The organism is Ktedonobacter sp. SOSP1-52 (assembly GCF_016587395.1).
Genome location: NZ_BNJH01000001.1, coordinates 1749038 through 1774642, shown reverse-complemented (window position 1 = coordinate 1774642; position 25605 = coordinate 1749038). Strand labels below are relative to the sequence as shown.

At 53.6% G+C, this 25605-nt stretch carries 21 protein-coding genes and 4 pseudogenes; 13 read left to right on the top strand and 12 right to left on the bottom strand.

Features of this window, described 5'->3' with window-relative positions:
* Nucleotides 1–120: 120 nt before the first annotated feature.
* Nucleotides 121–2417: pseudogene (locus JMJ16_RS08125) on the bottom strand (heavy metal translocating P-type ATPase).
* Between the two features lie 300 nt (nt 2418–2717).
* Between JMJ16_RS08125 and JMJ16_RS08120 the strand changes: the two are divergent.
* The 3 genes from JMJ16_RS08120 to JMJ16_RS08110 all read left to right on the top strand — a co-directional run bounded on the left by JMJ16_RS08120 (nt 2718) and on the right by JMJ16_RS08110 (nt 3844).
* The gene (locus JMJ16_RS08120) at nt 2718–3383 is read left to right on the top strand and encodes a TetR/AcrR family transcriptional regulator (RefSeq protein ID WP_201380124.1); all 666 of its coding nucleotides are present in this window, start codon (nt 2718–2720) and stop codon (nt 3381–3383) included.
* A gap of 23 nt (nt 3384–3406) precedes the next feature.
* Nucleotides 3407–3571, top strand: a complete 165-nt coding sequence (locus JMJ16_RS56815; RefSeq protein WP_201380122.1) for an FAD-binding protein — start codon at nt 3407–3409, stop codon at nt 3569–3571.
* 78 nt (nt 3572–3649) lie between these two features.
* Entirely contained in the window at nt 3650–3844 is a 195-nt protein-coding gene (locus JMJ16_RS08110; RefSeq protein ID WP_201380120.1) for a hypothetical protein, read from the top strand.
* A 102-nt stretch (nt 3845–3946) separates the two neighbouring features.
* Here the strand turns inward: JMJ16_RS08110 and JMJ16_RS08105 are convergent.
* A pseudogene (locus tag JMJ16_RS08105) lies at nt 3947–4664 on the bottom strand (IS6 family transposase).
* A gap of 650 nt (nt 4665–5314) precedes the next feature.
* Between JMJ16_RS08105 and JMJ16_RS53760 the strand changes: the two are divergent.
* From JMJ16_RS53760 to JMJ16_RS08085, 3 genes are all read left to right on the top strand, one after another.
* Nucleotides 5315–5584 carry a DinB family protein gene (locus JMJ16_RS53760; RefSeq protein WP_236601584.1) on the top strand — a complete coding sequence of 90 codons (270 nt, stop codon included), beginning with the start codon at nt 5315–5317 and terminating at the stop codon, nt 5582–5584.
* A gap of 1075 nt (nt 5585–6659) precedes the next feature.
* Nucleotides 6660–6833 (top strand): helix-turn-helix domain-containing protein, encoded by a 174-nt coding sequence (locus tag JMJ16_RS56810; protein ID WP_374228990.1) that lies wholly within the window; start codon nt 6660–6662, stop codon nt 6831–6833.
* 328 nt (nt 6834–7161) lie between these two features.
* Nucleotides 7162–8205, top strand: coding sequence for an RNA polymerase subunit sigma-70 (locus JMJ16_RS08085; RefSeq protein ID WP_201380112.1), 1044 nt, complete (start codon nt 7162–7164; stop codon nt 8203–8205).
* A 210-nt stretch (nt 8206–8415) separates the two neighbouring features.
* Here JMJ16_RS08085 and chrA read toward each other — a convergent pair whose 3' ends face one another.
* The 3 genes from chrA to JMJ16_RS08070 all read right to left on the bottom strand — a co-directional run bounded on the left by chrA (nt 8416) and on the right by JMJ16_RS08070 (nt 11476).
* Nucleotides 8416–9642, bottom strand: a complete 1227-nt coding sequence (gene chrA / locus JMJ16_RS08080; protein WP_201380110.1) for a chromate efflux transporter — start codon at nt 9640–9642, stop codon at nt 8416–8418.
* Between the two features lie 227 nt (nt 9643–9869).
* Complete coding sequence (locus tag JMJ16_RS08075; RefSeq protein WP_201380108.1) at nt 9870–10982, bottom strand: rhodanese-like domain-containing protein; 1113 nt, start codon at nt 10980–10982, stop codon at nt 9870–9872.
* Nucleotides 10983–11005: 23 nt separating this feature from the next.
* Nucleotides 11006–11476 (bottom strand): HIT family protein, encoded by a 471-nt coding sequence (locus JMJ16_RS08070; RefSeq protein WP_201380106.1) that lies wholly within the window; start codon nt 11474–11476, stop codon nt 11006–11008.
* Nucleotides 11477–11739: 263 nt separating this feature from the next.
* On the opposite strand from JMJ16_RS08070, the gene JMJ16_RS08065 reads away from it, so the two are divergent.
* The 3 genes and pseudogenes from JMJ16_RS08065 to JMJ16_RS56805 all read left to right on the top strand — a co-directional run.
* Nucleotides 11740–13029, top strand: coding sequence for an RNA polymerase sigma factor (locus JMJ16_RS08065; RefSeq protein ID WP_201380097.1), 1290 nt, complete (start codon nt 11740–11742; stop codon nt 13027–13029).
* Nucleotides 13030–13244: 215 nt separating this feature from the next.
* Nucleotides 13245–14843: an ISL3 family transposase gene (locus JMJ16_RS08060; protein ID WP_201380095.1), complete on the top strand. Its 1599-nt coding sequence runs from the start codon at nt 13245–13247 to the stop codon at nt 14841–14843.
* Between the two features lie 271 nt (nt 14844–15114).
* Nucleotides 15115–15366: pseudogene (locus JMJ16_RS56805) on the top strand (Tn3 family transposase); the annotation flags it as partial.
* Between the two features lie 229 nt (nt 15367–15595).
* On the opposite strand, the gene JMJ16_RS08050 reads toward JMJ16_RS56805, so the two are convergent.
* A complete protein-coding gene (locus tag JMJ16_RS08050) occupies nt 15596–16162 on the bottom strand; it encodes a dihydrofolate reductase family protein (protein WP_201380086.1) in 567 nt (188 codons plus the stop codon).
* A 212-nt stretch (nt 16163–16374) separates the two neighbouring features.
* On the opposite strand from JMJ16_RS08050, the gene JMJ16_RS56800 reads away from it, so the two are divergent.
* Entirely contained in the window at nt 16375–16644 is a 270-nt protein-coding gene (locus JMJ16_RS56800; RefSeq protein WP_374228989.1) for a hypothetical protein, read from the top strand.
* A pseudogene (locus tag JMJ16_RS08040) lies at nt 16548–17489 on the top strand (ISAzo13 family transposase); the annotation flags it as partial. The gene JMJ16_RS56800 and the pseudogene JMJ16_RS08040, both read left to right, overlap by 97 nt.
* Before the next feature lie 321 nt (nt 17490–17810).
* Here the strand turns inward: JMJ16_RS08040 and JMJ16_RS08035 are convergent.
* The 6 genes from JMJ16_RS08035 to JMJ16_RS08015 form a co-directional block, all read right to left on the bottom strand.
* Complete coding sequence (locus JMJ16_RS08035; RefSeq protein WP_201380082.1) at nt 17811–18206, bottom strand: response regulator; 396 nt, start codon at nt 18204–18206, stop codon at nt 17811–17813.
* Nucleotides 18207–18224: 18 nt separating this feature from the next.
* The gene (locus JMJ16_RS08030) at nt 18225–19814 is read right to left on the bottom strand and encodes an ATPase domain-containing protein (RefSeq protein WP_201380080.1); all 1590 of its coding nucleotides are present in this window, start codon (nt 19812–19814) and stop codon (nt 18225–18227) included.
* Nucleotides 19815–20363: 549 nt separating this feature from the next.
* Entirely contained in the window at nt 20364–20954 is a 591-nt protein-coding gene (locus tag JMJ16_RS08025; RefSeq protein ID WP_236601546.1) for a site-specific integrase, read from the bottom strand.
* A gap of 250 nt (nt 20955–21204) precedes the next feature.
* Nucleotides 21205–21387, bottom strand: coding sequence for a hypothetical protein (locus JMJ16_RS08020; RefSeq protein ID WP_201380074.1), 183 nt, complete (start codon nt 21385–21387; stop codon nt 21205–21207).
* Between the two features lie 283 nt (nt 21388–21670).
* Nucleotides 21671–21796, bottom strand: a complete 126-nt coding sequence (locus JMJ16_RS55915; RefSeq protein WP_255553171.1) for a hypothetical protein — start codon at nt 21794–21796, stop codon at nt 21671–21673.
* Nucleotides 21784–22041, bottom strand: coding sequence for a hypothetical protein (locus JMJ16_RS08015; RefSeq protein ID WP_201380072.1), 258 nt, complete (start codon nt 22039–22041; stop codon nt 21784–21786). Before JMJ16_RS08015 ends, JMJ16_RS55915 begins: the two co-directional genes overlap by 13 nt.
* A gap of 361 nt (nt 22042–22402) precedes the next feature.
* Between JMJ16_RS08015 and JMJ16_RS08010 the strand changes: the two genes are divergently transcribed.
* Both JMJ16_RS08010 and JMJ16_RS08005 read left to right on the top strand, forming a co-directional pair.
* Entirely contained in the window at nt 22403–24643 is a 2241-nt protein-coding gene (locus tag JMJ16_RS08010; RefSeq protein ID WP_236601263.1) for a PAS domain S-box protein, read from the top strand.
* A gap of 367 nt (nt 24644–25010) precedes the next feature.
* Nucleotides 25011–25556 carry a hypothetical protein gene (locus JMJ16_RS08005; protein WP_201380068.1) on the top strand — a complete coding sequence of 182 codons (546 nt, stop codon included), beginning with the start codon at nt 25011–25013 and terminating at the stop codon, nt 25554–25556.
* Nucleotides 25557–25605: the final 49 nt, after the last annotated feature.

Here is a 25605-nt window from a genome sequence, read left to right as displayed (position 1 = left end):
TTGCTCCTATCGTCAATAGGAGGAACATGACTTGAAAAGAGGGCAGGTAACTGCTGCCAATGGAGCAAGAAAGCCGTACCAGGAAGATGTTCTTCCGGTACGGCTATTGCATCCTTCCTCCTACTTTCCAAAGCGGCGTAAACGGAGCGAGTTGCTAATCACCGTCACAGACGAGAGGGCCATCGCTGCGGCAGCGAAGATGGGCGCATTCGCCTGGAGGAAAGGGATCAGTGGCGAGAGGATCGCGGTTGGAATCAGAATCACGTTGTAGGCAAAGGCCCAGAAGAGATTCTGCTTGATCGTGCGCAAGGTGGCCCGCGAGAGCGAGAGCGCCGTGGTCACACTGGTCAGGCTGCCCTTTACCAGCGTAATGTCGGCGGCCTCCATGGCAATGTCCGTTCCCGTTCCCATGGCGATACCCGCATCGGCCTGGACGAGGGCCGGGGCATCATTGATGCCATCCCCACGAAGGCGACGACCAGGCCCTGCTCCTGCAAGCGTTTGACCTGGTTGGCTTTCTCTTCGGGGAGCACTTCGGCGAGCACATGCTCGGGCGCGATGCCAACCTGCTGTGCAATGGCCTGGGCTGCCCGCTGGTTATCGCCGGTAATCATCCAGGCGGTAATCCCCTGTTCCTGAAGGTGACGCACCGCGAGCACCGAATCGTCTTTGATGGTATCGGCAACGGCGACGAGGCCAACGGCGACACCGTCAAGCACAATGATCATCACGGTCTTGCCCTGTTGTTCGAGCGCGACCATGTGCTGTCCCTGGTCCTCGAAGGCAATGGCGCGCTCCTGGAGCAGGCGACGATTCCCAATCAAGAGGGTGTGCCCCTCCAGGTGCGCTTCCAGACCACGCCCGGTGAGTGCCGTCACATGCTCAGGGCTTACTGAAAGGGAGATCCCTCTGTGCTTTGCCCCCTCAACAATGGCTGCGGCCAGGGGGTGCTCTGACCCCTGTTCGGACTCCGCGACCAGGCGCAACATGTCATCTTCAGGGACGCTACTCAGCATAATCACATCGGTCAACTCCGGTTTGCCTTTGGTAATCGTACCCGTTTTATCCAGGAGCACGGCACGCACGGCCTGGATGCGTTCGAGACTCTCACCACCACGAATGAGGATGCCCTGTTCCGCACCTTTGCCTGTGCCGACCATGATGGCCGTCGGCGTTGCCAGGCCAAGCGCACAGGGGCAGGCGACGACGAGGACAGCGACGGCGGCGACCAGGGCCACAATCCAGGGATTGCTGGAGGCCGACATGGAGGCCATTGCGGTCATATCCATGCCAGACATGGATTGGGCAGCAGGTGCGGTGACGTATCCGGCAATGGTCCAGCCGATAAAGGTCAACAGGGAGATGACGAGCACGATGGGGACAAAGATGCCCGAGATTTGGTCAGCGATCCGCTGAATGGGTGCCTTGGAACCCTGGGCCTGCTCGACCAGGCGGATAATGTTGGCGAGTATGGTCTCAGCGCCAACGCGTGTCGCGCGCATCCGCAAGAGGCCATGCTGATTGACCGTTGCACCGATCAGAGGATCATTGGCTGTTTTTTCAACAGGCAGGCTCTCGCCCGTAATCATGGATTCATCGACAGAGGAACGACCTGAGAGGACAATGCCATCAACGGGGACCTTCTCACCGGGCCGTACCATCAGTTCATCGTTGACACGTACCTGCTCGACGGGAAGCTCCATCTCGACGCCATTTCGCAGCACATGCGCGGTTCGTGCCTGTAAACCAAGCAGTTTGCGGAGCGCATTATTGGTTTGGAGTTTGGCCCGTGCCTCCAGGTATTTCCCAAGGAAGATCAGGGTGATGATTAACGCCGCCGTATCGTAAAACGTCGTCATCCCAACGACATCTGGGAAAAAGGTCGCGACCACGCTCATCACAAAGGCTGCCGTCGATCCAACCGAGATGAGGGTATCCATATTCGCACTGAAATGACGTGCGTTTTTGAGCGCGTGCTTGTGAAACTCCCATCCGACAAAGGCCCAGACGGGCGTTGTGAGCACGAGCAGGAGGTAATTTTCACCAGGAAAGCGATTCATAAAGAACATGTTGAGCACGACGATGGGCAGCGAGAGCACAACTCCTAGCAGGAGCAGGAATCGCTTGTGGGCAAGTTCGGTCTGCTTGCGCTTTTCGCGTTCATCCTGTCGCACGCTCGCCGCTTGCAGATCACTCTTTTGAGGAGCGGTGGAAGCAGGTATCACCACCTGTTCTGGAAGAGGGACAATGGGAGCGGTGTGCGGACGCGCTTTGTAGCCGAGCGCTTCGACCTTTGCCATTATGGCTTCTTCAGAAACACCAGTTGGATCATAGCTGATCTGTGCCTGCTCTGTCGCGAGATTGACGTTGGCTTCTTTCACGCCTTCAAGTTTGCTGAGTCCTTTCTCGATACGCATCGCACAGGATGCACAGGTCATGCCTTCGACGGCAAAGAGCGTGTGGTGCTCTCCGGCTGTATTATCTAGAGGCTGATGAATCATTTCATCAGTTGGCTGTATTGTTGTCATATCAGTTCCCTCTTCCATGCTACCAGTTTCTTTCTGTGTTTTACCCACACCCCTCCGGAGGGGGTACACATACTATATACGCTCGACATGCGTCTTGTCAACCCCTGTAGGGGGGTATGGCGATAGTGGCGAAATAGTGATCCTTTATCATTGTTGATAAATTATCAATTTTGAGATAGTATCAATAGTATGAAGAAAGAACAGACAAACACATTAACGTCTTCGGATCAGGGCCGCGTTGCACGTCGGCGCGCGCGTGTACGAGCTGATCTCTTAGCCGCCGCTCGCCAGGTCTTTGTAAACCGTGGTTATCAGGACGCCACAATCTCCGAAATCATACAGGTCGCCGATGTGGCGATGGGGACATTTTACTTACATTTTCGCGATAAAGAAGCGGTCCTGCAAGCGCTGACCGAGGAGGTGTTTCAGATGCTTCGCGAGAAGATTCATGCAGCGCTTGCAGAACATTCTGATCAGCCACTCATACCGCTGATTATTCGCACCCTCTTCCATTCTGCCTGCCAGCAGCGAGATCTCTTTGTGCTTCTGTGTTCAGGTGAGGCACACCTGGTTGCCCATACAGGGACGCAACGGGCGCAACAGGGCTTGGTGACCCATTTCATTCCCCTCTTTGAAGCGGCCAGGGAACAAGGGGAATTGGGAACGGACGACCCAGTGTTCCTGGCCCATGTGCTCGTGGGTATGCTTGTGCGGGCCATTACCTGGACCTTCGATCAGGAGGCGCCTGATCCAGATCGAATGACAGATCAGATCTTGTCCGTCCTGGAGCGTGGCTTGCCCCCTTCGCTGCTGGAGAGAACAGCAGGACCACTCACTGAAGAGCAAGAGCGTTGAGTGCTTGAGAATGGAGGTACCTGATGTATGATGCGATCATTGTAGGCGCTGGCCCTGCGGGGCTCAGCGCGGCCCTCTGGTTGGGGCGATGTCGAAGACGAGTCCTGATCAACGAAAGGAGCAAAAGAACAGTGGCAGATGCAATCAACCACTCTCCGAAAGATTCAAAGCGGCGATCCGTACCATGACCACTCCACTCGTTCGCATGGAAAATAAGATAGAATAGTGGTGAGCAAGAGATGCTGAACAGATAAGGAGGTTCATGTATGTCATCTCTCTTCCCCGATCCCCAGGATCGCCCTGCCTCTTATGATCGTTTTCTGCAGGCATACGAGGGCGGCAGCCCTCCCTGGGATACCAAGATCACGCCCCCTGAGCTGGTCGCGGAGGTAGAAGGTCCTCAGGCGAGGCAGGGATTCTCTTCCTGCACCAGTTCAACCCTGGCCAGTACTTCGTCATAGGTGGCCCTGATATTGTCAACTTATTCGCTGGGCTAAAATATATTGATGAGTTATACAAAGTGAGATGTTGAAGGGTAAGGAGAGGCGGAGATGTCTCTGTGGTTATGCGACCAGTTTCATCCCGGTCACCTCATTCCATTGCTGGAATCGGTCCTGTAAAATAGTACGATATTCTTCAGCATGCAAATGATGATGGCGCAGTTGGAAATGCCCGGTAATGGGGCCAAAGGCGGAGAGAAAGCGTTGTCCCTGTGCGGGCTGATTTGAAGCGCCGCATCTTCTTCTCTCGAAGTCGCGTGGGTTGGTGCGAGTTTTCCGCTCGATTGTTCAAGCCTTTGTGCTGCCGATGCTCCACTCCAGGCAGGAGCTCGCGTTTCGCTGCTCCATAACTTCTGAGCTTATCAGTGATGATGACGCGCGGAACATATTGCAAATCTTTCAGAAGCTTGCGGAAAAATCTTTTGGCGGCCTTTTTGTTCCGTCGGCTCTGCACCAGGATATCAAGTATGTTGCCATGCTGATCTACCGCTCGCCAGAGGGAATGCTTCTTGCCACGAATCGTCAAGACCACCTCGTCCAGATGCCATTTATCTCCACAGCGAGGACAGCGACGGCGCAGCTCGTTGGCATAGATTTGCCCACATTTCAAGCACCATTGACGCACGGTTTCATACGTCACCACGATCCCACGCTGTGCCAGAAGCTCTTCCACATCGCGAAAACTGAGCGAGAAGCGAAAATACAACCACACAGCGTGGCTAATAATCTCAAGCGGGAAGCGAAAACCTTTGTAATCGAGAGCAGCGGTATTTGTTTTCATGAGGCTATTTTAACACACTGTTCAGCTCTGTTTCCAAGTTGACAATACCCCTGACGGTGCAGAAGATTGCGTCATCGGCTCCTCCTTTCTTCTACAGTAATAGAAAAGCGAGACCCTCTTGAAAGAGTGGAAGAACGAGTGAGAAACTTGTTTGTAGTGAACCTGGAAGGCGAAAGGCTACCCCCTTGCAGGACACGCTCGCGCGAACGTATTCCAGATCTGCCGTGCGAAGGGGAAAAGCGCCTGACCGCAAAACCAGGAAGCTCGTCTGAACTCCTCTCTCACCTTTTTGCGCTCATCGATGCGGCTACAGCCCCGCGCCCCAAATTTGCTGATCATTTGCGATGAGTTTGGGATCAATGGTGTGTCCTATACGTGAAAGGGGATTGTCCCCTCTCCCACATCAAGTTTGAAGAGAAAAGGATACCATCTTATGCGTACCATTATCGAACATACGCTCGTCTCCTTAGACGGCGTTTCCACTGGAGCAGCCATCCCAAGATTTGGTGAGTACCGCGACGACGAGGAGTATAATAGGGACCGATTAGACCAGGCGCTCTCCTGCGAAGCGCTGTTGATAGGCCGCACGACGTACGAGCTGTTTGCCAAGAACTTCCCCATACGCACCGACCCGTGGGGTGAGAGGATCAATGCCATGCCCAAGTATGTCTTCTCGTCGACGTTGGAAAAAGCCGACGGCGCGCGGCTATGCCCAGGCAGTCCACGCGGCCACCGATGCCTATCTGGCAACGTTGACCGACGAGGATTTGGCCCGTGTGCTTGATCTGACCAGCGTTGGATTCGGGCAGATGACCGTCGGCGCCCTTCTCAATCGCATGGTGCTGGGGCATGTCGACAACATGACCGGCGAGATCTCTGTCCTCAAAGGCTTGCAGGGGGCCAAAGGCTACCCTATCTAGCGCTTCAGGAGCATACGAAAAGCAAACGTTCGCCAGCCGGATATAGCCATGAGTTGGTATCTGGCTGGCTTGGAAACGGCAGGAAAAGAAAAGGAAGAAAACGATGCCATATATTCAAACCAATGATTCCACCCAGCTCTATTATCGTGTGATTTGTCATTCATATTGTCCAATTTTGACGGCATATCGTTCAATGGCTAGTAATTAAGAATTCACCGCCACGAGCGGATCAACAAAAGACCGGCCCCGTAGGTGTAGATCCCAGAAGGAGCCGGGAGGAAATAGGATAAAGGAAGTGGGTGGTATCCCCCAGGCGAAGAGAACCACCCGCTTCATTGTACAGGATTGGACCCACTTAATTCTGGGATCTACAATTTGTAGATGTGAGAGGTCGAGGCTTGAAAGAGTCCATTGCTTTTGGGTCATCATTGTTCTCCTGTTCTTTCTTGACGTGTGACCATTTTTGGTCACACGTCAACAGGATTTTATTCTAAGGAATACTTTGAATATGTGTCACCCATGATACATTGCCGCATGATGCTTGAAAGGGGTGCGTACTCAAATTGGGCATAAACGCCTGGATACTTGCAAATGGGGAAAAATCCAGGTACGATTGGTGCATCGGCCCATTTCATCGTGTTGGAGGGAGCACGGTGCCCAAACGTAAGGGGGTTCAGCGTGAGCATACTGAAGACTGGCAGACCATTCAACAATATATACTCTGCCCGGAGCAAACGGCCTATGAACTCTTGAGACCTGTTGTATTTTTCGGTGATCCAGCGATTCAACGGGCACAAGAGACAGATGAGCCACGCACCAGCCTGGAGCGTAAAGCAGACGCTTTTGATGAGCAAGGCATGGTTAGCTTCTTCGCTTCCAGGCCGCGAGAACAGCCACAGGAAACGGCGCGGAGCCTATCACCAGATATGCGTCAGTTAATTGTCGATCTGCGCGTAGAAATGCTGAACATGTCCATCTGCGAGATTGCAGAAATCTGTGATACTCGTTTTCAGGGCGGCCCTCGCATCATTCGATCAAGACTGTGTTGGCATCTGGCCCGCCTCCATCAATCCAGATGCGCCGCTTCCCTCCCTGGAACTCCACCCCTGATCCGGCGCACCGTCGTCACAACATTGTGCAGCTTCATGCGGAAGGATGGTCTGTTGCCTCCATCGCCGAGTATTTGCAGGTGAGCAAACAGACGGTGTATACATACAACCCTGAAACGCTGGGTGCAGGAAGGGGTTAAGGGACTGGATGACAAGTCGCACACCCGCAAAGCACCAGGAAAGGTTACACTTGAAGTCGCCAATGAGATTCGCAAAAAGCAAGAGCATCCGCTCATTGGGGAATGGAGAATGCATGCTGCGTTACTCCAGGAGGGAATAGATGTAGGTGGGAATCCGCAGGAGGCAACCTCATCCTAATTCGAGGAGGACCATCTTACAGACCAAGCCTACTTGCCAATAGTCGTTGGTTTGACTTTCGTGAGGCGGGTTCCCCACATCCTACAGCAGCGATGCGACTTTCCAAGAGACCAGATCAGATGACTACCAAACAACAGAAAGAGGGACACAATGGAGACACCAACCCAAACCGCCCTGGTGCTCGCTGCTCAAGCAGGCGATCAGAAGGCGTTCGAGGCTCTGGTGGGCGCATATCGACGAGAGCTGCTTGTGCATTGTTATCGGATGTTGGGCTCGCTCTCCGACGCCGAAGATCTGGTGCAAGAGGCTCTGCTGCGAGCATGGGAAAAACGTGCGACCCTCACGAGTCCGCAATCCTACCGCGCTTGGTTGTACCGCATCGCCACCAATCTCTGCCTCAATCGGCTCAAGCGCGCTCCTCGACGGTTCTTGCCATCAGAAACCCACCCACCGAGCAATCCCAGCAGCCTCGCGCCTCCACCACTGCGGGAGCCGATCTGGCTGGAACCGTTTCCCGATGATCTGCTCGCCGGTCCTGGGGCTGATCCCGAAGACCGCGCGGAGAGGAGCGAACGCATCACCCTGGCCTTTCTGATGGCGCTGCAGCACTTAACGCCAGTGCAACGGGCTATTTTGCTCTTGCGCGAGGTGTTGGAGTGGGAAGCCTCCGAAGTCGCCGAATGGCTTCATCTCTCGGTTCCCGCTGTCAATTCCGCCTTACAGCGTGCTCGACGGGCTTTGCGCCAGCGCCATGTCGGAAGCGAGGCGCAGATGGTTCTGCCTCGCCTCCAGTTACAAGAACTTCTTGACCGCTATGTGACCCTCTGGGAACAAGCGAACATCCCCGGTCTCGTAGCGCTGCTGCGAGAGGATGCCTGGTTCACCATGCCGCCACTTCCCGTCTGGTACCAGGGACGAGCGGCTATCGCCACATTGTTCCAGACGAGTCTGTTTCCTCCCGGCTTGCAATGGCACCTGCTTCCAACTCGCGCCAATGGCAGTCCGGCGTTCGGACTCTATCGGCGCGAGGTTCTTGCAGACGACTATCAGCTTATTGGCCTGCTGGTTCTGGGTGTGGAGGGCACCCAGATTGTCAGCCTGGTCGCGTTCCTAGAGGTGTCCGGCCTCTCATGCTTTGCCCTGCCGCCCACCCTGCCACACGTACGCAGATCGATGGATGAGCAAGGCTCGTGACAGGGGTCTGTGGCGCAATGGAACAGAAAAGTGGTTTAGGGGAAAGCGGTAGAACATGTATCGAAAGCAGCTATTTGCGCCTCTTGGGTTCTCAGTGAAGGAAAAGACCTCAGAATCCAAGGGAGGGACATGACGAACGCAGAATGCTGAATTCTGAGCGTGACGTCGAGAGAACGGGGAAGAAGGTGCTCCCTCTCTTGCCTTTCATCCTCAAAAGACCCAGAAACGAAGCAGGCCAATCACAGCACCCGCCAGAATCAGCCACATCGAATTCGGTTTGAAACGCACCAGGGCTGCAAAGGCAAGTGCGGCTACCGCCCAGGTGAGGACATCCACCAATGCATGCTGTCCGAGCTGTATGAAGACTCCGGTCATGAGCGCTAGCGCTGCGGCATTCACCCCGTCCAGGAGCGTGGCGGTCCAGGCAGCCTGGCGCAAGCGCGAGGCCACCGGATGAATGAGCGCAATCAAGATAAACGAAGGCAAAAACATGGCCAGGGTTGCCAGCAGCGCCGTAGGCCAGCCCCCCACGATATAGCCAATGAAAGTCGCTGTGGTAAAGACGGGCCCTGGCGTAAATTGCCCGATGGAAACAGCATCCAGCAGTTGTTTGTCGGTCAGCCAATGCAGGTTTTGCACCAGGTCGGTGCGCAAGAACGCCAACAAGGTGTACCCGCTCCCATACACCACCGATCCCAGTTTGAGAAAGGTCAGAAAGACCACGCCCAAACTGATTGGCGCTGCCACCGCAGCAACACCAGTGCGCACAACGGAACCGAGCGGTTCAAAGATCGCCTGAAGGTTTGCTCCCACCAACGGGACAACGAGGCTGGTCATTGGTGGTTTTGTGTGCCAGTGTGCGATGAGGAGGTGCAGCAGACCGTAGAGTGCTGCACCGCCGAACAGCAAGAGCAACACATTGACACCCAGAAAATAGCATATCAACACCAGGACGGCGAGGCCCATAGCGAGCGGTCCTTTGAAGACCGTGCGTCCGAGATTCCAGATGGCGTGCGCGATAATGGCGACGACCACCGGTTGAATACCGTAAAAGAGCCAGCCGATCTGGGGCAACGCTCCATAGGTCGTATACGCCCAGGCAAGCGCCAGGACGATCACCATAGCAGGACCAATAAAGCAGGCACCCGCCACAAGTAAGCCGGGCCACCCCGCTCGCAGGTATCCCAGATAGATCGCCAGTTCGGTCGATGAGGGACCAGGGATCAGGTTCGTGACCCCTATCAGGTCCACGAAATCTTCCTCGCTTACCCACTGTCGCCGCCGTACCACCTCTTCGCGCATCATCGCGATGTGGGCGGCAGGTCCGCCAAAAGCGGTACAACCCAGGCGTAAAAAAAGCCAAAGCACTTCCAGAAGCGAGTGATAAGATTTCGGATGGTCTGCTGTTGATGCTTTTTCCTGCAATACTGGTTTCATAGTGCTTCTCCTATTCTATTTGTTCCTTGTTGCATCCTCACTCCATAGCCCTGACGTTGCGTTGGAGTTGGATGCTATCCCTCCTTGGCATACGGTGAGCAGGAAGGACGGCTTGAGTAGTGGGTCCATTGTAAGGAAACGTGCTTCCTGCTCACCATTGTTGTGCTGTGCAAGCGGAAACGATCATTTCGCATCGACCAGGGGTATCCCTGGTCGATGCTTCTCTTTTACAGCTGGAGCGCTGCTTCCACAAGGAAGCCCTGTGCTTTCCAATTGGGATAACCGCCATCCAGGGTACGCGCCTGGTATCCCTGCTCACGAAGCTTGGTTGCGGCCTGTTCTCCACGCGACGCTCCCTGGTGGTGCATGTTACAATAGGTAACCACCGGTCGCTCGCGCGGAATCTGTGAGAGCTGGCTTTCGAGGTTTCCCAGTGGAATATTCACCGCACCCTCCACATGACCAGCTGCATACTCTGCGGACCCACGGACATCAATCACGAGAGGGGGGACCTCTCCACGAAGGCTCGTGTGCAGATCGTGTGGTTTCACAAGATCACTAAGAGGCACGAGAGCCAGTAATGCAGGATCAGTGAGGATGGCCTGGAAGGCCGGGTTGGCTCGCAGGCTCTCGAGATCGGAATCGCGCTTGGACACTTCATAAAGGGTTGGTCTCAGGCGTAACGCCTCTGGCAAATGCTGCAGGGCCTTCTCAGGCTCGCCGTTTGTGGCATAAAAGCACACCATGTTATAGATGGCGACCCCGACCCCCTCATCTGGCAATGTGCTCTGGCGGACTGCCTCGACCAGGGCCTCTTGAAGCTGGAAGGCAAGCTGCTTTTTTCCCAGCTGAAAAGCGCATATGGTGAGCTGGTTGCATGGATACCAGAACCCATAGTTCAGGACTTCATTGCGCAATCGGGTTCCTTCCAGCCAGGCGTAGTAATGGGGATCGTTGAGTTCCTCTTCGCCCATTCTTTCCACCTGGGTGATGAAGGCATTGAAAACGTGTTCCGCCTCTTCTTCTATCGCCTGGAAGGTGGAGGTCCGATAGCGGGTAAATGCCTCGACGTTGATCTGGTGGACCACTTTCATGTCTGTCCAGTCAGGCGGTACCTCCCCTCGTTGCACTGTGGCCAGCTTTTGAGTCTGTAACGCTTTCCAGTGCAGCATATTTGCCAAAAAGTCTTTTGCTGCCCACACGCCTTTTGTTGTCCCAGTGTTCGGCGTACCTGTCGTGTTGCGCTCCGCGTCACTGAGATTAGCGATGAGGTGTAACTCTTGTTGACGCGTGAAGTGGAGGAGTGCGAGGATGTGGGGTTTCATTGGTGTGTTGTTCATTGTATGATGTCCTTTCATGGGAGCTACTCAACATGTGGCTCGACGCTTCCAGATACTGTTTGTGCAAGATATGCATGTATCTGCTCACAAAGAGCAGCGATTGCTTCAGGCCCCCCTTGAGGCGCTTCAGGCCACTCGCCGATCTTCCAGCGCCAGTACGCCTGTGGGGTTCCAGGATAGCGGGCCATAAGGTGCAGATGAAGATGCGGAACCACCTCATAGTACGCTTCAACATAGATTTTCTCCGCCCCTGTACAGACCTGGAGCGCTTTGCTCAGGCGTGCTATGCTCTGACCAATTGCTTGTCCTTCAGCTTCAGTCAGATCCGCCAGGCCGGGAACATGGCGTTTTGTCTTCAGCAAGAGATGACCCAGGTAACTCGGTCCTTCATTCCGACAGTAGTGATGCACATAGACGAGATGGTCTTCAAAGAGAATCCCGCCTGGAGTAGCAGGGAGATCCTGATAGGTGGTGCAAAAGGGACACGTATCCATGATTTACCTCCATACGCTGCGATAATCGACGGAGAGAGAGCATATTTTTATGCTCCTCTCATCGTGCGTCAGTATCCTATCGCCTGGGTGCCGAGATACTTACCACAATTTTTAGCAGCTTTTTCAACTGATGGAGAAGCAGGATGGTGACGGGGCGAGAAAGGCGGCAGAAGAGAGAGTGTGACACCCTATACGCTCGAAAAAATGTGTAAGGAAAGCTCCTCTCACGTGATAAGAGAGCAGATACGAAGAAAGGAAAAGCTATGCAAGAAATCATCGATCCTCCAGTGCAGCAGTGCTTACCTGGCGAACGGCAGTGGCTGCGGTCTGCCTTGCTAGCGGATCAAAATGGCATACTGACAGCGACACGTCTGCGCCTCGCTCGCATTGCGCGAGCACGAGGCGTCGAACCGCATGTCATCGACGATGTGGTACAGGAAACGCTGCTTGAAGCATGGAGTCATCTGGAGCGTCTCCACTCTCCAGCTGGTTTCCACGCCTGGATTGACGAGATCTGTCGCAATATCTGTCGTCGCGCGGCTCGTAGGCGTGAGATGGATCTTCTCCGGCATGTCCCATTGCTCCAGCCATCTGCTGCGATGGAGTATGAGAACGTCTCCAACGAGACCGATCTTCTCGCCGCTGATACACTTGATCCTTTTGAAGAACTCAGCCGCCAGGACCTGGTCCTGTTGCTTGACCGGGCGCTTGATGCGTTACCTCTCGAGACGCGTCAGATAGTGGAGATGTGTTACCTGCTTGAACTTCCTCGCTCCGAGGTTGCCGAGCGCCTCTCTCTCTCAAGTAACGCTCTGGAGGTTCGCCTGTATCGAGCACGCCGCCATCTGCGTCACATTTTCCACGGACCGTTGCGTCACGAAGCAGAAGCAATGGGATTGACGTTGGATGAAGCACTGGCCGAGGGATGGCAGCGAACCCGTCTGTGGTGTCCCCTCTGTGCGCGTCATCTGCTTGAGGGGTGTTTTATGGCAGCTGGAATTGAGGAGAGATCGAATCTTCATCTCCGCTGTCCTGACTGTGTTCGGCGCTACCATCAGGATACGGTCCATAGTATGGGCCTGGTCCAGCTCTCGGGGCTCCACTCGTTTCGGCCTGCCTGGAAGCGGACGATGCAAGGGCTGACAGATTGCCTGCTGCCAGCGCTCCACAAGGGTCAGCACTCCTGCCTGTCTTGTGGAGAACCAGCGTTGGTCTGCGTTGAAGGAAACGATACAGAGACACCTCTCTCTCCGTATCCCGAACGCCTTGGGATGTCTCCCTACCCATTCTGGATTCATATGCACTGTGCCCACTGTGGCAAGGACATAGGCGGACGTGGCGAGGTACCCTCCGTCGATCAACTGGTCTACTGGTCGCATCCGCTCACTCAGCAGTTTTTGCTGCAGCATCCGCATTGGACCAGTGAACCAGGAAGACTGGTAGAGTATGGTGGTGAATCTGCTCTCTACTTCCAGATCGCTGACGTGGAGAGCAGCGACCACCTGACGGTTTTGGCCCATCGTTACACCTTGCGTGTCCTGACCATCTCTTGAGAATGATCGGGTTGTAATGCAGCGGAACAGAAAAATGGTTGAAGGAAAAGCGGTAAAGCAGGCGTGAGGTCAGCGATCCGAGTATTAAAGGTACGAAAAAGGGTTCTGACGCAAAGTTAGTGGTAACATCTTCAGCACTCATGCGTAAATAGAGTAGCCTTCTATGATGATGAGGAAGTGAGGAGGATTTTGTTATTCAAATCGAGCTAGATTTTTTGTTACCATCCTGCCCCGGCCTGAAATTGACTCAGCTTCATGTTCATGATCAACAACTCATGCTCATGGTGAGGAGCACAAGCCCAGTTGTTTGTTGCCCTGTCTGTCAGACTGCCTCGCGGCAGGTCCATTGCTATTACACACGTACTGTCACCGATCTCTGTTGGGCTGACTTCCAGGTCCAACTGAAATTACACGTGCGCCGCTTCGTTTGCTCCAATACGATGTGTGCCCGACGTACGTTTGCGGAACGGCTTGGAGATCCGATCAAAGCGTATGCTCATAAGACCAACCGCTACGCTTCTCGTTTGCAAACCATTGGTCTCCTGCTCGGAGGAAATGCCGGTGCACTCTTGGCAAAACGTATGGGATTGCCTGTGAGTTCTGATACGCTCCTGCGGCTTGTTCGAGCACTTGAGGTTCCCGAACGGGCAACGCCTCAGGTGCTTGGAATCGACGATTTTGCTCTGCGTAAAGGCCAAATCTACGGCACGATTCTCGTCGACCTTGAACAACGGCAGGTGGTTGATCTGTTACCGGATAGGGAAAAGGCGACCGTTACAGCCTGGCTCAAGGCCCATCCGGGAGTCGATGTCATTAGTCGTGACCGTGGAGGAACCTATGCCGAGGCAGCCCGAGAAGCGGCACCTCTTGCTACCCAGATTGCTGATCGATTTCACCTTTCTCAGAACTTGGGAGAGACGCTCGAACGTATCCTGCGTCGAGAGTATCCGACCATCGAGCAGATCTTCGGTGGGACAGCTCAACGCCTGCAGCAACCTGATCGCTCACTTCCGCTGCAACGACACGAAGCAGACAAACACATGAGCCAGCAACGCAGAATGACCGTGTACGAGCGAGTCATCTCGCTTTCCCAGCAAGGGTACAACCAGGGTGATATTGCCACAGAACTTTGCATGAGCCGCAAGAAGGTGAGACAACTCCTGCAAGGACCGCCTCATCCACCTGTGTATAAATCTCGTCCCACGAAGCTTCTGCCATATATCCCTTACCTCACCCATCGTTTTACGGAAGAGGGATGTGATAATTCCTCACAGCTGTATCGAGAAATTCGGACACGTGGCTATGATGGCTGTTGTTCAGTGGTCACGAACTACGTCACGCAATTGCGTCAGCAGGCAGGCATGAAAGCGATGACAGGAAGGAAGCAAAGCAGACAACCCAAGCCACTGAAAGCCACGCTTCCAGCCCCAGGCCCATTGCGGTGGTGCTTCCTTCTTCCTGTCGAGCGCCTCAAGAAGAAGCAGCTGACACAACTCGAGAAGCTCTGTCAGGGTGCAACAAGATTTGCCGTCCTCTATCGCCTCGCGCAGGCGTTCGTTCATTTGCTTCATGAGCAGACTGATCGAGGACTGACGCCGTGGTTCAAGGAGGTTCAAAACAGTGGGATTGAAGAATTAATCAGCTTTGCGAAAGGGTTACAGCGCGATGAAGCGGCAGTGAGAGCAGGGTTGAGCTTGAAGTGGAGCCAGGGTTCTGTGGAGGGGAACGTCAATCGGCTCAAATTCATCAAACGAAGCATGTATGGACGTGCGAATTTTGATCTGCTTCGCACACGTGTCCTTTGTGCTGCTTGACCATCATGAAGAGACAGGTGTGTTGGATGGGTACCACTCGGCTGAAAGTGATTGTTATTGACGGGCTTACCACTAACTTTGCGTCAGAACCCGAAAAAGCACGCTAAGGATTTGCTGTATCCTCTTAACGTCTAAAGCCTCGCAAGACATATACAACTTGTCTATGTTTTAAGCACCATATCGCGTGCCAAATTGTGGAGGTATAAACGAACGTTATCGCCATCCAAGCTCTTAGCGTGGTATTCCGGTCCATTAATACTCAGAGGCCGAGGATCAATTAGGGGCCTTAGGGTTGGTCTTGAATGCCGTTATTCTTTGGAATACCACTTACACCCAAGGTACCTTAGAAACCCTTCGGACAACAGGCAAAGAAGTACTGGCTTCCGATGTTGCCCGGTTATCTCCCTTGGTCTCGCAGCATATCAATTTCTCTGGCAAGTATCACTTTGATTTGCCCGACCTGCTCGCTAGCGGTCAACAACGAGCACTGCGTACCCCAGATCAACCTGACGACGAACCATAAATGCTGCTTTTCCAGTGCAGATATCCCGTAACTACTCAGGTACCAGGCTCCCATGCAATGGGATATCCCTGCGGATATCTGCTTCTTTTTCATCTTTTACCGCTTTCTCTTAAACCGCTTTCCTGTTCCATTGCGCCACAGACCCCTGACATCCCCTGTTCACCACAGTACTGGCGGATCTCGGGAGACGTTCCACGCATGATGGAGATGCGCGGAACCCTGCGACCCATCAGTACTGTGGTTCATAGGTGAGATTGACAATGCCTTTCGAGAAGCTCTTTGTCGCAACAAGCTTCAATGCGGCGGTTTCGCCCTGCCGGAAGAGCTGCTTGCCCTGCCCGAGAACAAGCGGATGGATCGAGAGATCGAGGACGTCGAGCAAGTGGTGCTTGAGCAACGTCTCTGCGAGAAGACCATGCCCATAGATGAGCAGATCGCGCCCTTCTTGCTGCTTGAGCTTGGTCACTTCAGCGATCACATCGCCTCGAACAAGCGTCGAGTTGTTCCATTCGACTTGTTCCAGCGTTGACGAGAACACATACTTTGGCATGGCATTGACCCTATCAGACCACGGGTCAGGACGTCCCGGCCAAATCTTGGTAAAATCCTCATACGTCGTGCGGCCCATCAACAGCGCACCGCACGCCAGCGCTTGGCCCAATTCGTACAGCAGATATGCCTCGTCGCGGTAGGGAGAAAATCTGGAAATGTGTCGATCCCTATTCTCTTCTGAGATGGCTGCTCCTTCGAAAACGCCATCTAACGAGACGACGGTATGTGCGATAATGTTACGCATAAGATGGTGTCCTTTCCTCTTCAAACTTGATGTGCGAGAGGGATCAATTCCCTTTCACCTCTAGTGACACACAAGTGATCCCAAACTCATCGCAAATGATCAGCAAATTTGGGGAAGAGGACGGTAGCCGCGTCGATCCATCAAAAAGGCGAGAGAGGAGAAGAGGGGGTAGTGTTGCAAAAACAATGAAGAAAAGAAAGTGAGCGTGAGCGATCCTCTCAAATTTTCTTAGGCGGATCCGCAGTAGTTTACGTCATGTGAGCCAGCGCCTGAAAGACCTGGGTCATGGCATCAGTCCTCCCACCGTTGGCCGGTTGCTCCACAAACTTGGTTACTCGTTACACGTCAATGAGAAAAAACTTGAGGCCAGTGCAAATCTCCGGAACGCAGTACGCAATTTGCGTTTATTCAGGCTCAAAAGGAGCGATTTCAAGCCTCTGGCGCTCCAATCATCAGCGTGGATACGAAAAAGAAGGAATTGATCGGGAATTTTAAGAATGCTGGACGAGCCTGGACAGAGGAACCAGAAGCAGTCAATGCCCATGATTTTCCACAAGATGCTGTGGGAAAAGCGGTTCCTTATGGCATCTATGATATTCTTCGCAATCGTTGGACCGTTTATATTGGTTCTTCCTCTGGTACACCTGAATTCGCAGTTGCTGCCCTTGCTCGTTGGTGGGAAGAAGAGGGATGTATCGCTTATCCTGACGTCAAGCAGATCCTCATTCTGGCAGATAGTGGAGGGAGTAATGGATGCCGACCTCGCATGTGGAAACGACAATTGCAAGAACACTTCACTGATCGCTACGGCTTGACCGTCACCGTCGTTCACTATCCAACAGGCTGCTCCAAGTGGAATCCCATCGAGCATCGTTTGTTCAGCCAGATTAGCCAGAATTGGGCAGGAATTCCCTTACGCAGCTTTGAGACAGTGCTCAACTACATTCGTGGAACCACCACTCAGGCGGGATTGACCGTACGAGCGAGCCTGCTAGAAGGGGAGTATGCCAAAGGCCAAAAGGTTTCCGATACGCAAATGCAGCAACTCAACATTGAGTTTGCTGAGGTCTGCTCCCGATGGAACTACACGCTTCGACCTCGCCCCCAGATTTTGTCTGAGAGCGATCTAGAACCAGAAGTTTTTTTTAACAGACCCTATGTATCTCAGGATGATCACCAAACCCAGGTCGTTCTGGGCGTGAGAATTGAGCCGATGTCGGAGACGCCTGTTTATCGTTCTCAGATAAACGTTCAACGTCTTGTGGGTTCACCCCTGTACCTCCACTCCCGTGGAGGGCCAATCACCACAAGAACGTGCGGTTCATAACAGGCGAGAGTAAGGAGGAAACTATGACAAGCGAAGAGAACATCAGGTTTATCGGAGATCCAGTCATGATGATGGTTCTCCTCTTGCTCGGTTGCTTTTCCGCAAGAGCTATAGACCATCATCCTTTCCTTTGCAAGCTTTTCTTTGGCCAGGCTTGCTGTCAGTAATTTGGCCAAATTTTGATTCTTACGCAGGTTCGCTGATTTTTGAGAATAGATGAGGTACAAGGCAAAAGAACGGACCTTCTGTTGTGTACGTCTTTGCTCATCTTGTTTTTCTGCTTGCTCTCTAGCAGAGAAGGTATCCACGTGAGGAGAGAAACTAGGAGGAAGCTGGTGAGGGAAGGAAGCGGTGAATGAGTTGCTCAAGCTGATCTATATGAAATGGTTTAGAGATGAGAGCGTCTACAGGCAAAGATAACTCAGGCCATATGTTAGCTGCCGTGAGTAGTACCATGTGCGGCGGCGCGATTCCCCTTGCGCTTGCTTCCTCACGTAACCCTTGCACCACACCAATCCCCCCCATAATGGGCATCATCACGTCCGTGAGCACAAGCGCTGGCCAGTGCTCACGGGCGAGGTCGAGCGCTTGTTGACCATTAAAGGCGACCAGTGGCTGGTACCCAAGGCCCTCGACCACCAGCACCAGGACTTCGGTAATCGGGATGTCATCGTCAACGATCAAGACGATGGGTGATTCATATATTTCCTCATGCAAGTGTTACATCCTGCTTTCTTAGTGTCGCTCTTGCTCTGAAGGAGAACTCCTCTGTGGGGGGGGCTCCCTCCGTTGGATTGCTGCTTGCTGCTCTGCTAATTTGATCAAGATGTCCCGTTCCCTCTCATTGGGTGTCAGCGCACGCACCCCCTCGGGCGTCGTAATCAGAAAATCACGGAGCGTTTCATCGTGGGTGGAAAAGCGCATCTTCGGAACGGAGAGGATGCGATGGAGTTTCCCTTGATAGATGAGGTGCTGCATAGACACCACATTTTCTGCAAGCACCGTTAGTTCATTCACGGAGAAATCCGGTTGCGTGATGATACCTTGCGTTGGCTCTTTGATGGCAAGCAGCGTCACACCCCGTTCACGTAAGAGACTCAGGAATGCCGCGAGATAATCGGGAACACGTTCGGCTCCACTGCTCCTTTGGATGGCTCGCTCCCATTCCGCAATGCTATCAATGACCAGACGCCGTGCACCTATTTGCTCTAATGCCGCAAGCACCTCTGTGGCAACATGATCGGGGTCCAATTCAACCGGATCCCAGTGGTGGACGATCAATCCCCTCCTCGCAGACAAAGCGTGCTGTAATTGTTGGCTCCACGCAAAGCCCTCCGATTTTTGAACCAACTGATCTGCTGTCTCTCGAAAGCCGAGATACACTCCCGGTTCTCCCTCTGCTACGCCAGCAAGGAGAAATTGGAGCGCGAGAAGTGTCTTGCCCGTTCCGGGACTCCCAATCAGGACCGTCCCTGTTTGCCGGGTCAAGCCACCGCCAAGCAAGGTATCAAGTTCGGGCAATGCAAAGGTCGCTCGTTTTGCTGGCGTTGCTGAGAGCGTTTTCTTATTCCAGCCCACCTTGAACGGGTGCCTGAGGCGGGTTTCCAATCGAGGGAAAACGTGTACCCCTATCTCGTTGAGCGCCAAACCGTGGAGGCCTGGTAATGCCGCTTTCCCTCGTACTTTGAGCACCTCAAGCGCCCGATGAGTGCGCACGCCGAGCAATGTATTGTAGAGCCCGATGAGCACATCCGCAGTGGTCATCTCTGGAAAGAGCGTTGTATCGCGGGGATCGGCCTCCGCTGTGACGAGTGAGGTTGTGCCCAACATACTCAATTGTGTTCCAAGATCGTAGAGAAGGCGGCGGGCGGCAACAAAATCGGTTTCCTGGCCACGTAACCCTTGAAAGCCATCAAGCACCACGACACTCGCCTTCATACGATGCACTTCTGTCACAATCGCCTTCCCCGTTATGGGACCTTCCGGTGGGAAAAATTGCTGCAAGCTGAACACTTGTACAGTGCGACCAACGAGGCTTGGCGCAAAGAAGCTATAGGAACGCAGATGATCTAAGAGCTTTGTCGTTGGTTCAGACAGTGCTGTCAAAAAGAGAACTTTCTCTCCACGCTGAGCTGCGGCGAACGCGATCTGACTGGCAAGCGTGGTTTTCCCACTCCCAGGTGGTCCAAGAATAACCGTTAATGCTCCTTTTGGAAGCCCTCCACCTAACACCAGATCCAAATGAGGGATCCCTGTCGGCTCAAGTGGTGATGGTGGAGGAACCATCGGGACCGATGTGGCATCAGAGGGGAACGAATCCATCATGCTCTCTTTCTCACTCGACAAATATAGATACTACAGTATGTCACATGGTTTCTCATTTGACGAGAGGACAGTTGCTTGCATCACGTCCATGCGATATGATTGACGTCCTTGAAGCGTGTCGCATAGAGAGAAAAATGCATCAGGTGGTCTCTACCTCTTTTCTGATTAACTCATGTGCGCCATAGTCCACTCGGTCTCATTTTACCAACGTAGTGGCTCATACGCACTCTTTCAACAGACCACTTTTCGTATCAGCGAGGTTGCATATGAACCAAATTTTGGGTTCTCCGTCATCTTTCGTGCAATAAGATGCTGCCTGAAACCATTAAGTCTGACAGATTGGCTAGCTGAGCGAAGAGCGGCAGAGCACTTCCTGTTTATAGTTGTGCTTAGTACGGAAGATGACGGAGAACCATAGAAAAAAGTGATTTCCACTAATGCATAGATATTTATAAGTGTATAGACGAGAGAACGCACCATTTTTACAACATCATTTTCGCTTATCACCTGAAAGCACGCGACTCTACCCCTAATGACAACAACGTAGTGCTACTCCATATAGAAGCCTTTGCGCTCTCCTTTGACCTCTTTGAGTTTCTTCTTGACCTGCTCACGGCTCACCTGGACATAGCGAATGGTGGTCTGAATGGCGGGGTGCCACTTTTCGTCACATGGCCCAAGGTAGTAGGCCAATTCTTCGAGCGACCACCCCGCAGCGCGTGCGCGATGGGCAAAGTCATGCCGCAGATCGTGAAACGTCACGTCGGCGATGAGTTCGTACTCAGCCGCACATGCCAGCGATTTGAGCTGTTGCCACCACTGGTGGACGCCGTCCTCGCTCCAGCGCCAGCCGTCGACCTCTCCAGCACTCAATCGCTTCTTGGCACGCTGGCTGGTAAAGATGGAGGCGCTCTCCTTGCGTGTCCCCTGCTCCAGGTAGTCATGGAGCGGGCGACGAGCGCCGTTGGTCAGGTCGATGCTGCGTGTCTTGCCACCTTTATGCCCGACGGTGATCATACCAGCCTTGCCAGTGACATACACCTGGTCGAGCTGGAGCCAGGACACGTCACTGACCCGGCAGCCTGCCCAGTACCCTAATGCAAAGACGGCCTTGCCACGTAGATCTGCCTCGCGTTCAATGAATGTATGCTACGGCTGCACAGGGTGATGGGATTCAGGAAACGTAGGTAGGCTGTACAACCATAGCATAGAGGATATGACGGAGAGACAGAGCGACCAGTCACAACTTTCCAAGGACAAGGGGAAGGGTTAGGGTGAGTGAGTAGCCTGGACTGCACCCTTGATATAGGGGAGGAACACCCCACGCATACTCACAATGAGAATACGATCATGAGCGGTTATAAGCGTCAGGTGAGCCACTCAAAGTGGATCAGTGAGCACAACAATGGGTAATCTCACTGGTAACAGTGGTAACTAGCTCACAATGATTGGACTTATTCTCATGGGCCTTGGCAAAATGATGCGCCTGGGCAGGGTTCACGATACTGACCGCGTATCCAAGGCGCGCCAGGAAGGTCGCCAGAGTCAGCCAGGAGATTTCTGTGGCTTCCATAACGACAAGCATGCGATCTGGCGCGGGCCCCCGTCCTAAGAAGTCGCTGATGCAAAGAAGAGAACCCTTCCGGAGTCTGTTCAATGGTCATAGGTTTGCTTGGCTTCTGTTTTGGAGCTTGCCAGGCAATGGTCGCGGTAAGAGGTGCAATATCCACGCCGACGAAAAGCTGATACTCAACAACCTGTTCACACGCTTGCATGGTACTCTCCTTTCGTACTGTGATTTGACAGAGGTTCTGTCCTCTTAGGATGTTTTATCGCCCGAAAAGAGCCGGGGCACTTTATGGCACAAAGAGGCCTGTAACCAGCGTCCCTTGCAAGCCCAGTGTCCCGCCAGTGCCAAGGGATGTAGTGTGAGCATTCATCCCGATGAAACGTTGCTGATCGAATTGCGTCAGCTCCAGCACGAATGATAAAGTGCTCTTGTTCGCTGTTTCACACGAAGCAGGGATCCTTCAGGCCGCACATCAGCAATGTGCTGAGGAATACGCTCAGGGAGGTGAGCAATCACTTGGGTCAGGGTCAGCACCGCCTCGTGAACGCGTTGGAGATGGAGGGCGTGCTGATATCGCAGTGAAAGCTCATGGAAGACAATCACCATCCCACCGACCTGCTTCTGCGCATCATACAGAGATGAGCAGGAGAGAGTCACAGCAATCCTCCGCCCTTTGGTTCCTCGGTAGCCTGGGAGGCAGGTTTACAACATGCACATTTCGCGCTTGCATCCAAACGCAAAGGATGGTTACCACTTCCTGGCGGTCCACTCCACTTGTCCTGGCAAGCGAACGCAGAGCACACTCTTTTTCTCCGTTGTTGACTTTGCCAATCCATTCTACAATGGATGTGAGTGTAAAGCAGGTAATTGCCCTGAATAACTACCCTCTCTAGGCCGCTGAATGGATAAGAGCGTTATCAGCCGCACAACACGGTGTCAGGACTCTCACCTGAAAGGTGAGTCCACGACAGGTATCTCTTCGGTTGTCCTGGTGAGTGTGAGGAAGGAACGCCATCTCATGTCTTTGTCGAAACAGCATCCTTCGCAGGAAAAGAGAAGCCAGTCACTGCAGGGACGCGAGGCAGCTGATGATCGTTTCCTGGCGGTAATGCAAGAAAGTACAGATATTTTTTGCATTCTCACTCCCACAGGCGAGATGCAAGAAATCTCCCCCAGTTGGCACGCCTTTACCGGGCAAACGGAGCACGATGGTCTTGGGCGAGGTTGGCGAGATACCGTATATCCGGCGGATCAGCCACAGATGGAAGAAACGGTGATGCAATCGACCGCGACTGGACGAGCCAGAGAGATAGAGTGCCGCATTCGTCGGTATGATGGCACCTACCGACTGATACGCGCACGCACGATCCCGGTGCGCACGATCGGCGGGGCTCTTCGCGAGGTCGTTGTTTGTGGCACCGATATCACGAAGCAGGAACTAGCCGAGCAGATGAGCGAAGCAGAAGTGAAATTGGCCGTAGAAGCCTCTGGTGTGGGCGCGTGGAATTGGGATCTCGTCACGAATCAGATCCAGATGACAGATCAAGGGAAAGTGCTTTTTGGTCTCTCGCTCGATGATCTGATGACGTATGAGCGCTTCCTGGCACTCTTGCACCCCGATGACCGCAAGCGCGTCGAAGATCTCATTGCACGCGCTCTGATAGAGCAGGCCGACTATTGTACAGAATACCGCATGATTTGGCCTGATGGAAGCATGCATTGGCTGGCAGCCAGGGGGCGAGGCTGCTTTGATATCCAGGGCCAGCCGACCCACATGATTGGAACGGTCAGAGACATTACAGACCAGAAGCAAGCGGAGGAAAGGATCACGACCGTTCTTGAAAGCATTACCGATGCGTTTTCCTATGTTGATACGCAATGGCGCTACACCTATGTGAATCGCGGGCTGGAAAAGATGATCGGAAAAAAGCGGGAAGAGGTGGTGGGCCGATACTTTTGGGATCTGCTTCCTGAGCTTCTTGGCACTCCATTCGAGCACGTGTACCGTGAAGCCATGGCGACGCGGCAGACAAGGCATATTGAAGGATTTCATCCGAGTTTCCAGCGATGGTTGGATATTCACATCTATCCAACTCCGAATGGGATTTCCTTTGATTTGCACGATATCACCGAGCGCAAGCAAGCGGAAGAAGCTTTGCAGCAGAGCGAAGAGCGGTTTCGCGGGCTCGTTGAGTCCAACCTTATTGGGATCACTGTTTCTGATCTCTCTGGAACTATTCAAGAGGCCAACGAGGCCTTTCTCAAGCTTGTGGGCTATACGCAGGAGGATATGGCAGCAGGGCAGGTGCAGTGGGCGACTATAACTCCTCCGGAATATCAGGAGCGCTCTGCCCAGGCGGTTGAGGAACTGTTGACAACGGGGATGATTCAGCCGTTTGAAAAAGAGTTTATGACGAAAAACGGCAAGCGCGTGCCAGTCCTGGTGGGGAGAACGCTCTTTCATCGGGAAGGGGCGACCCCGTTAGTGATTGGTTTCGTCTTAGATCAGACCGCCCACAAAGAAATCGAACGGCAAAAAGACCTCATGCTCAGCATGACCAGCCACGAGTTAAAAACGCCGCTGGCCGCGCTCAAAGGGACGTTCCAATTGCTCCAACGGCGGGCGAAACGCCTTGGCACGAAGGCCGACCACATGTCTCCAGAAGTGAGTGCCTTCCTCAATGATCTTTCGGAGCGTCTGGCAGTTTCTGCTCGTCAAGTCGATGTGCAAACCCATTTGATCAATGATTTGCTGGATGTCTCGCGCATCACCGCTCAGACCTTGAAGCTGGAACTGGAGCCTTGTGATTTGGTTCCCATTGTACGCGAAACCGTCGAAAATCTGCAGGTGACGGCACCTGAACGCTCGCTTCTGTTTGAATTGCCGGAGCACACCACAGTCATGGTGCTTGCCGACCGAGCTCGGATCAGCCAGGTGGTGACGAACTATCTGACCAACGCGATCCGCTATTCAAGCGCAGATCAGCCGATCCACATTGGACTGACCATCCGAGAGGGCGTGGCTCGCGTTTGGGTGCGAGACCACGGACCAGGCCTCACCGAAGAGGCTCAAAAGGAACTGTGGCAGCGCTTTCACCAGGTCAAGGGAGTACCAGTCCAGAGCGGTTCAGGGAAAGGGTTGGGCCTGGGTTTATATATCTGTCGTACACTCATCGCCCAACATCACGGAGAGGTGGGTGTAGAGAGCACGCCTGGGGAGGGTTCTACCTTCTGGTTTACCTTGCCCATGGTCAAATGAGCGCGAATACAGACTGCTGGTCCCACTCCAGATGTGGAAAGCGTCGAGTGGCCTCAATCCCTGATAACAAGTGGCTTGCCTCTTTTCGCACATGCGGGAAGATAGCACCTTGAGACCAGTGTGATCCCGCGGGTTGTGCAAGCCTCTGTCGGCGAAGTGTGGCAGATTGGGTGCTAGCATATTGGACTCATCTAGTATGCTTCGTAGAGATGCTCAGATGGACATAAGCAGAGTGGCTTTGCGTTTCCTCTGTCACAGAGAGGAGCGTGACTCCACTGAGCCTACAAGTGTACAAGGAAAGCTCGTCCGCTTCGGCAGGTGAGCACCGTGCTCAGACTGGAGATCTTCACACACAGGAGCAAAAGACATGGAAACGACAAAGGAGTATCCAAAGCGGAAGGGGCTGAAGTCGGGAACGAGGACAGAATTCACCGTCATTGGGAAGATCAAGCCAGGTCACGAACAAGCGCTGCGCGAGGCTATCAAGCGGAGAGCCGCCGATCCCCGCCGAATCGAGGACGCCAAAAAGTTCGGCACGATCCATGAAGCCAGAGTTACTCTTATCGACAACGATACACGACTCCTGTTCTGCAGCAGCTTCGACGGCACGTGGGATAGATACATCGATGACTTTGCTGTTGCCGACAATGCCGTCTCGCAATCATTCACGGAGTTCTGGTCGCATGTCGAGGGCTATCCGGGCATCACGGACCCGAGCATCAGGGACTGGTTAACGGCGCACCAATATGAAGCTACCGCTTATGATAGTAGCTATCCCGAGCCCACAGTCAAGCAGATCTGGAAAGCGCTGGAACTGCAGCACGCGTTCCAGCAGGTGCTCGACAACCCTGAGGCTGAGCAGGCGCTGCAGCACCCGGCGTTGAAGCCGCTGCTTGACTTGGCAGCGACGTAAGCGGGAGAGTAGCCCAATCCGATAGCAAGCAATCGCTTCCCAACAACGC